This is a genomic window from Streptomyces sp. WM6378, from assembly GCF_001279695.1.
Classification (GTDB): domain Bacteria; phylum Actinomycetota; class Actinomycetes; order Streptomycetales; family Streptomycetaceae; genus Streptomyces.
The window spans coordinates 1-333 of record NZ_LGDD01000215.1 but is presented as its reverse complement, the minus strand read 5'-3'; the positions used below and the strand labels follow the sequence as shown (position 1 = coordinate 333).

Below are 333 nucleotides of genomic sequence, written 5' to 3'. Positions count from 1 at the left end.
GAGGGAGCTGTCGAAGGTGGGACTGGCGATTGGGACGAAGTCGTAACAAGGTAGCCGTACCGGAAGGTGCGGCTGGATCACCTCCTTTCTAAGGAGCACAGCACCGTCTGCAGGCAGATGTCCTGCACGGTCAGCTCATGGGTGGAACGTTGACTATTCGGCACTCTCGGCCTGTTCGGGCCGCCAGTACTGCTCTTCGGAGCGTGGAACGCGGTTCGGGTGGGGTGGGAGAGCCGGGCACGCTGTTGGGTGTCTGAAGGCACGGGCGAAAGCCTGTTGGTCTTCGGTTGCCGGCCCCAGTGCACTCACCATGATGTTGGTGGGGTGATGGGT

The 333-nt window shown here is 61.9% G+C and carries 1 rRNA gene; it reads left to right on the top strand.

The window, feature by feature from the left end:
• A 16S ribosomal RNA gene (locus ADK54_RS17750) occupies positions 1-88 on the top strand; the annotation flags it as partial.
• Positions 89-333: the final 245 nt, after the last annotated feature.